Below are 6,227 nucleotides of genomic sequence, written 5' to 3'. Positions count from 1 at the left end.
AGAAGATTAGTCTTGCCGACCCGTTCGCGCCGACGATTACCTGCGGCCCGGCATCCGTCGTTACACTTGCCGACGCGTGGCTACGAAAATTCGTGAAGCTGCCAGCCGCTCGACGGGTGCGAACAGATTGTATTTACCTGCAAAGCATCGGACGGGTTTGAATAACGCGCGTCAGGCAGTTGACGTTGCATCAACAGATTTCGTAAGCGGATCCACCTCGGACACAACTACTTTGGTACGCTGGAGGCGGTTTAATGGAACCTGTTTCGATCATATTCTTAGGATCACCGACAGTCAGCGGCACCGTAGCAGCATCAGCGGTTTCATAGGACCAGCAATCATATCGATGCGATGTCCGCCGACCGGCGGTGCTTGCCGCTTGAGGGTATTGGACGTTAGGCGGCAATCTTGATTTCGGCTTCAACTGGCGGCCAAACTCAATTTTCATTACATAAGCAACCCCAAATTTTTAGCGCGTTCCGTTCCGTGAAAAACGAGCGAAAGCAGCTGAATGCAATCAGCATTACCGACAAAAGGCGAATGGAGAAGGACCAAAATCTGGCTCGCGTTTGTTTGGTATCATTCCAGATACGTCGATCAGGCTCCACGCCTGAAAAATAACAAACCTCGTTCCTGATAAAACTTGCGCCGAACCAGAAAAGACAACCAAACGAGTGCGAACCAAGCTATAGCGCTCCATATACAAGGCGACAACTCTTTGAACTCGATCGGTCCCAGTTGAACAATCTGGGCACCAAAAATATACCAAAGAAGAAATGCAACGATGGATGCAATCAACGATCCTACAGGCAAGAGATCTGGCCTGTAGACAGCGAAGTGGGCTCAAACCCAATCACCGGCCCCTGACCGGAGTAGCTTTTTTGTGACGATTGCCGCTTCGGTCGTGGCGTATAGTCGAATAGATCGCCCTGCATTTTCAGTGTTTGCAGCCTCACGATTATTCCACTGTTCGCTTTCTCTACTAAACCCATCGGCACCAGCACGTAGAGCACGCCAACGTCACTGCTGTCGCCTGCCCATCGTCGGCGAACCGGGATCAACAGCAGGAACCGCGCATCCTCGCCTTCGGCGACTGATCGGCAATGTCGAGCAGATAGCGAGCGTTGAAACCAATCTCCAGCGGCCCAGCGCTGGCAACCGATGGAATTTCTTCCGTCGCGCTGCCGCCTTCCGGATTGTTCACCGTCAGGATCAGCTTGTCCTTTCCGACATTGAGCTTCACCACGCCGCTCGCGCAATCGTCGACACGCGATCGACGGCGCTCTTGGTACGACCGGAACCTTCTTTCATCACGTTGTTGTGCGGGAATGACGCAGCCGTAATCGAGAACGTACCGTCGATCAGCTTCAGCACGGCCAGGCCAATCTCGAACCACACCTTCGTCTGAGAGACGCCAACCTTCACCTTCGCGCCCAGATCTTCGAGCAGCCGCGTCGCTCGTGCACCGTTTGCGCGGAATAGTAGCCGCCAGCATACCCTCCGCACGCCCTTCGGCAGCGGCAGTTCCACCTGCGCCAGGCGATGACCGTCGGTCGCGACAGCACAAGCGTCTTCGTGCCGTCATCTCCAGCCGGATGCAGATAGATGCCGTTGAGATAGTAGCGCGTCTCTTCCGTCGAAATCGCGAATTTCGTCTTGTCGATGAGCCGCTTCAAGTCGCCGGCTTCCATCGTGAACTCGTGCCCGATCTCGCCGACCGCGAGATCCGGAAAATCATCGGCCGACAGCGTCTGCAAGCTGGAAACGCGATGCGGACGTGATTGTCGAACGTTCTTTATCGCCGTCGCGCGCGGTCTCGATCTCGGCGCCGTCCGGCGCTTGCGCACGATGTCGTGCAGCATACGCCGGAACCGTCAGCGTGCCGGGCGCCGAGTATGGCGCCGACGCTCTCGCTCACCTCGCGTTCGAGATCCGTCGCCTTGAACATCAGCGCATCGCCCGCGACCTTAAGCATGATGTTCGACAAGATCCATCGTCGTCCGCCGTTCGACGACGCTTGTGACGATATTTGTGAAAGGCCTTCAAGGAGTTCCCCACGTTCGATCTCAAGACGCATATTTATCCTCAGCTATGGAAGTGTGCATGGAAGCGCGGTCGAAGCCCGCCGCAGCATCACGCAAAGAACAGGTGGCGCGGACCGCGCCGCTGGGCGGAATCGCCCGTAAGGCCAGATCAGACGAAAGAAGCTAGTTTTCAAGTAAATGTATGGGTCGGCGCGCAATCTGCGTTATACCGCCAATTATGGGCTTCTCCCGCACGGCAAGGCCGGCACTCAGGGGGATGAAATGCCGGCGCCCCGCGTCGCATCAGGCCGCAAGGGTGAGATGCGGTCAGTGGTTGAAAGCCGTTTTCAGCTCCTCAAGCTCGTCTCCGAGGTTCGGATTCTTGCTGATTTCGCCTCGATCTTGCGGATCGCGTGCCAAAACGGTCGTGTGGTCGCGGCCACCGAACCTCGTCCGATTTCCGGCAGCGAACGCTGTCGAAGATGTTTAGCCAGGTACATGCCGATCTGGCGCGGCCAAACGACGGAACGATGACGGCGCTGCGACAGCAGATCGCCCTTCGACACGCCGTAATGCCGAGAAGTGATGATCCGCGGGATATCCTCGATCTTGATCCGGCGCGGCTCGAGGTTCTGCACGAGGTCACGGATGACAGTCTCGGCAATGTCGAGCGTGAGTAGCGTGCGCATGTACTGCCACGTCGCGTAAAGGCGCGTGACCGCCCCTTCAAGCTCGCGGCCGTTCTCCGTCAGACGCAGCGCCAGGAGGATCGACGACATCGCGCGACGGCGAGAAGGACGGATCGGCCTTTCTTCTCAGCGAGACCTTGTCCAGCACCTTGAGGCGAAGCTCATGATCCAGAGACTGAAGCTCCGGTGACAAGACCGCGTTGCAGCCGCGACCGCATCCGCTCGTTCAGCCGTTCGATCTGGTTCGGCGCCCGCGCCAGCTCGCCGACGACCTGCTTGCCGCCGTCGGCAATTGCATTGATGATGTGATCGAACTCTTGCTCGGTCCATCGCCCTGCAGGAATTCGAGGTCGTCGATCAGCAACATGTTGATGTTGCGGAAGCGCTCCTTGAACGCCAGCGAATCGGACGACCGCAGTGCTTCGACGAACTGATAGCGGAAGCGTTCGGCCGTGAGATACAGCACCTGTGCATTCGGCGCCCGCTTCTTCACTTCCCAGGCAATAGCGTGAAGAAGGTGGCCTCTTGCCGAGCCGACCGCCGAATGGATATAAAGCGGATTGTAGCCGGGTACACCATCCAGAACCGTTTCCGCAACCTGCGTGGCGCCCGCATGCGCCATGCGGTTCGACGCCCCAACGACGAAGCTTTCAAATGTATAGCGCGGATCGAGCGGCGAACCTTCAAGACCGCTCCCTGACGTCCGCTGGACGGGCAGAACCCAGGGGCCCGCAACGGTGCTGCCGGACGCGGCATCTCGACGTGCGCAATGGGTGCTGGAAGAGCAGCTGTGTGCGCGGCGTCGCCGATACGAGGATCTGCCGACCGCTGCGGAACCGCACCGGGCTGCCGCCGAGATGACTTCGACGCGCCGTTGCGAATTCAACGCGCGAGCAGCGGAGCAAGTGCTCGGAATAGTGTTCTTGGATCGGTTGCGCACAAACTTGACCGGCTCCGAAACCTTGACGATCCGTCCATCGAAGCTTTCGAATTCCAGGCTCTTGAACCAGCTCAAACAGACCTCATCTCGAGCTGAACCTTGCGCGCTAGGCGCGGACCTTGTTGACCACGGCCCTCTACCGCAACCGTCAGCGTCTCGGCGCCGTGCTCATTACTGAGACTCTGCCTTTTGTGCTGCCTGCATAGTGATATATTCTCCCGCTGATAACGCGGGACGCCTAGCGTCCTCATCAGCCGGCATTACCCTCTGCCTTCCGGTGCCGTGCCTTCCGTGTGACGTCTTGCTACCCTTGCAGCCAGTTGAGACCGGCGAATTTCCAGCCTGCGATTTGGCTCCGGTGTTGGGCAGCGGTCTGCCGGTCCCTCAAAAGCCCTCCATGACGTTTCGACACCTCGAATATCCGCTTCGGCGATTGCCTCGGCAGCCATCCGGCTGCGCCCGCGGAACGGCAGATAAAAAAGATCTCAGTATTCTTCTCGACTCCCTTGGCGACCAATGCCGCCGTCAATCGTTCGATAAAGTCCCGAGCGATCCGGCTGTCGGGGAACGTCTGCCCATTCGATCAGCATGACGTCCTTGTTGATCTTCGAAAGGTCAGGCACACCCACAAACGCCCATTCGGCACGCGTCCGAACATCAGCAAGAACAGTCTTCGGATCGCCTTCGAGACGCTTCCAAGTTTCGAGAACGGACACGTCCTCGACGCCAGAAGCCTCAACTTTTTCCCGAATTCCCCTCGCCTTACACAAGTACTGATAAAGACCCGCGAGAATATCCCCAGCCACAACCAGAGAATACCCAGCTATTCTTGAGCTAGCCAAAGCAATGCCCAAGTTGAAACGCAGGTCTTTATCTATTTTGGCGACTTGCATCCGGGTCATCAAAGCTGAAAGACCCGAATGCTACGCTCGCCGAACTTACCAGTGCGAACGACCGCTTTACCCCGCTGCCATCCACTACAAATTTAATATCCCTTAACCCTCTTTTGGACAAGCACCCCAGCGCAGCCATTGGGGCGATTGAGGCGTACCAAAGTTGTCCACAGGTACTGGTGAAAACGCGAGTCACGTCGCAACCTCTGTGCATAAACCATCTGACTCTGTTCGCATTTTTTCCACTGACACACTCTGGGTTGCATCGCCGCCACGACCGCTCACCCAGACGTCATTTCTTTTGCCCTTCGACTCTGCCTCGAAGGGGCGCTCAGTTATCCGGCATCAGAACAACCCATCCAATGGGCCGGATTCCGGGCAATTAATGACGATAAAAAAACAGCGGGCCCGTGGTGGGCGCTCTTTACCGTAGCGAATATGCAACAGGGAGAAAAATTGGCTCCTTATTCACAAGTGCGTTATGCGCTCATGGCCTTGACACGCTGGGCGAGCCTGGAAACCTTCCGGGCTGCGGTCTTCTTATGCATGACGCCCTTCTGTGCGGTGCGCACGAGCAGGGAGTTCAGCGGCTTCGAAAGCGCAGCGGTACAGCCTAGCGCCCGACTGATAGCTTCCTCGACCGAGCGAACCTCGGACTTGACGCGCGAACGGCGCGACTTGTTGATTTCGGTGCGGCGGATCATCTGGCGCGTGGCTTTCTTTGCCGACGACGTATTTGCCATTGGGTGTCCTTACGTTTGCTGCGAATGCGCCCGTCGCATTCACAAAATGCTAAGCGCGGCAATGGGTTGAGATATGATCGTCGGCCCGGGATTTTCGCTCCAGGCACGGTTTGCGGGGGATATACCCGCCTAACGTCCGCCGGTTAATGAACGCACCGGAAAAGCACAGATCCGTCACAAAAGCCGCCGCCGACGGCCCGGTCGCAGCCGCTGCGCCGCCGTTTGCGCTAAGTCCATCTCGACTTACATGCTTTTCATCCAAATTGGGGAGACCGCCAAGAATGTTGTCCATGACCGGTTGGCTGTTTTCTCTCATGACCGCAGTTTTGCGCATTCATCTGGCCGCCGCTGCGGGAACAGCCCACCCTGCAGTTGGCGGCCGTCGCGGTCATCTGCATAGCCTTCGCCATGCTTGCCATCCGCGATCACCAGAAGCTGAGGAACACCGGTGCGCCGATGAGCGCCATCGCCAGTTCGACGGCGCGGTATCTGGCTCTGGATGCAAAGGCATGGGCCACTCGCGTCCTGATCACGTACCTCATGGGTATGGATAAGCACTGGGCCGAGTGGTGGCAGTTTTCATCAACTGTTTGCCGCCGTCGCCACCATCGGCTTCGCCGTCCTTCTCGATCGCGACCGCTCCGCCGGACGCGACGACGCCATGCTGGTGAAGATGGGACGGCTTCTTCTCCAGTTTCAGGTGGTGGCATGGCGGCCGGCGTCATCAGCCTGTTCGTCGATCTGAAGTTTCCACGCTGGAACCCACGCCGATTGGGCGGGATGCAGCATCTTCTTCTTTGGTGCGCTCGCCATTGCACCGGCTATATCGGACGCCCTGCGCTCACGCATGTAGGTTCGAGAGCAGGCCACCGCGCCGTCCAGAAGGGGGAGCTTCCGACACCATGACCTTTGCGCCCATCGCTGCGCTGGCTGGCGGT

Annotated in this window: 8 protein-coding genes and 1 pseudogene; 1 reads left to right on the top strand and 8 read right to left on the bottom strand. The window is 58.0% G+C overall.

Annotation, left to right across the window (positions count from 1 at the left end; all coding sequences use genetic code 11):
* Positions 1 to 1,057: 1,057 nt before the first annotated feature.
* The 8 genes and pseudogenes from ACFXS9_RS00850 to rpsT all read right to left on the bottom strand — a co-directional run bounded on the left by ACFXS9_RS00850 (position 1,058) and on the right by rpsT (position 5,289).
* The gene (locus tag ACFXS9_RS00850; protein ID WP_392684066.1) at positions 1,058 to 1,243 is read right to left on the bottom strand and encodes a hypothetical protein; all 186 of its coding nucleotides are present in this window, start codon (positions 1,241 to 1,243) and stop codon (positions 1,058 to 1,060) included.
* Positions 1,240 to 1,530 (bottom strand): hypothetical protein, encoded by a 291-nt coding sequence (locus ACFXS9_RS00845; protein WP_392684063.1) that lies wholly within the window; start codon positions 1,528 to 1,530, stop codon positions 1,240 to 1,242. The genes ACFXS9_RS00850 and ACFXS9_RS00845 overlap by 4 nt, the downstream gene beginning before the upstream one ends.
* A complete protein-coding gene (locus ACFXS9_RS00840) occupies positions 1,422 to 1,757 on the bottom strand; it encodes a hypothetical protein (RefSeq protein ID WP_392684060.1) in 336 nt (111 codons plus the stop codon). The genes ACFXS9_RS00845 and ACFXS9_RS00840 overlap by 109 nt, the downstream gene beginning before the upstream one ends.
* A gap of 614 nt (positions 1,758 to 2,371) precedes the next feature.
* On the bottom strand, positions 2,372 to 2,803 hold the full coding sequence (locus ACFXS9_RS00835) for a helix-turn-helix domain-containing protein (protein WP_392684057.1): 432 nt from the start codon (positions 2,801 to 2,803) through the stop codon (positions 2,372 to 2,374).
* A gap of 71 nt (positions 2,804 to 2,874) precedes the next feature.
* Complete coding sequence (locus ACFXS9_RS00830; RefSeq protein WP_392684075.1) at positions 2,875 to 3,006, bottom strand: DnaA ATPase domain-containing protein; 132 nt, start codon at positions 3,004 to 3,006, stop codon at positions 2,875 to 2,877.
* Positions 3,007 to 3,101: 95 nt separating this feature from the next.
* Positions 3,102 to 3,335 (bottom strand): annotated as a pseudogene (locus ACFXS9_RS00825) (DnaA ATPase domain-containing protein); the annotation flags it as partial.
* A gap of 803 nt (positions 3,336 to 4,138) precedes the next feature.
* Positions 4,139 to 4,546: a hypothetical protein gene (locus ACFXS9_RS00820; protein WP_392684054.1), complete on the bottom strand. Its 408-nt coding sequence runs from the start codon at positions 4,544 to 4,546 to the stop codon at positions 4,139 to 4,141.
* 479 nt (positions 4,547 to 5,025) lie between these two features.
* A complete protein-coding gene (rpsT, locus tag ACFXS9_RS00815; protein ID WP_392684051.1) occupies positions 5,026 to 5,289 on the bottom strand; it encodes a 30S ribosomal protein S20 in 264 nt (87 codons plus the stop codon).
* Positions 5,290 to 5,661: 372 nt separating this feature from the next.
* On the opposite strand from rpsT, the gene ACFXS9_RS00810 reads away from it, so the two are divergent.
* Positions 5,662 to 6,195, top strand: a complete 534-nt coding sequence (locus ACFXS9_RS00810; RefSeq protein WP_392684049.1) for a hypothetical protein — start codon at positions 5,662 to 5,664, stop codon at positions 6,193 to 6,195.
* The last annotated feature ends 32 nt before the right edge of the window (positions 6,196 to 6,227 follow it).

Origin of the sequence: Bradyrhizobium sp. RDI18 (genome assembly GCF_043203335.1) — a bacterium.
GTDB lineage: Bacteria > Pseudomonadota > Alphaproteobacteria > Rhizobiales > Xanthobacteraceae > Bradyrhizobium > Bradyrhizobium retamae.
The sequence above is the reverse complement of the archived record's forward strand: the minus strand, read 5'-3'. Positions and strand labels throughout refer to the sequence as shown.

Coding starts and splice junctions, on each gene's coding strand:
- ACFXS9_RS00835 (WP_392684057.1), bottom strand. CDS start 2,803: ATGTCGTCGATCCTCCTGGCGCTGCGTCTGACGGAGAACGGCCGCGAG.
- ACFXS9_RS00820 (WP_392684054.1), bottom strand. CDS start 4,546: ATGCAAGTCGCCAAAATAGATAAAGACCTGCGTTTCAACTTGGGCATT.
- rpsT (WP_392684051.1), bottom strand. CDS start 5,289: ATGGCAAATACGTCGTCGGCAAAGAAAGCCACGCGCCAGATGATCCGC.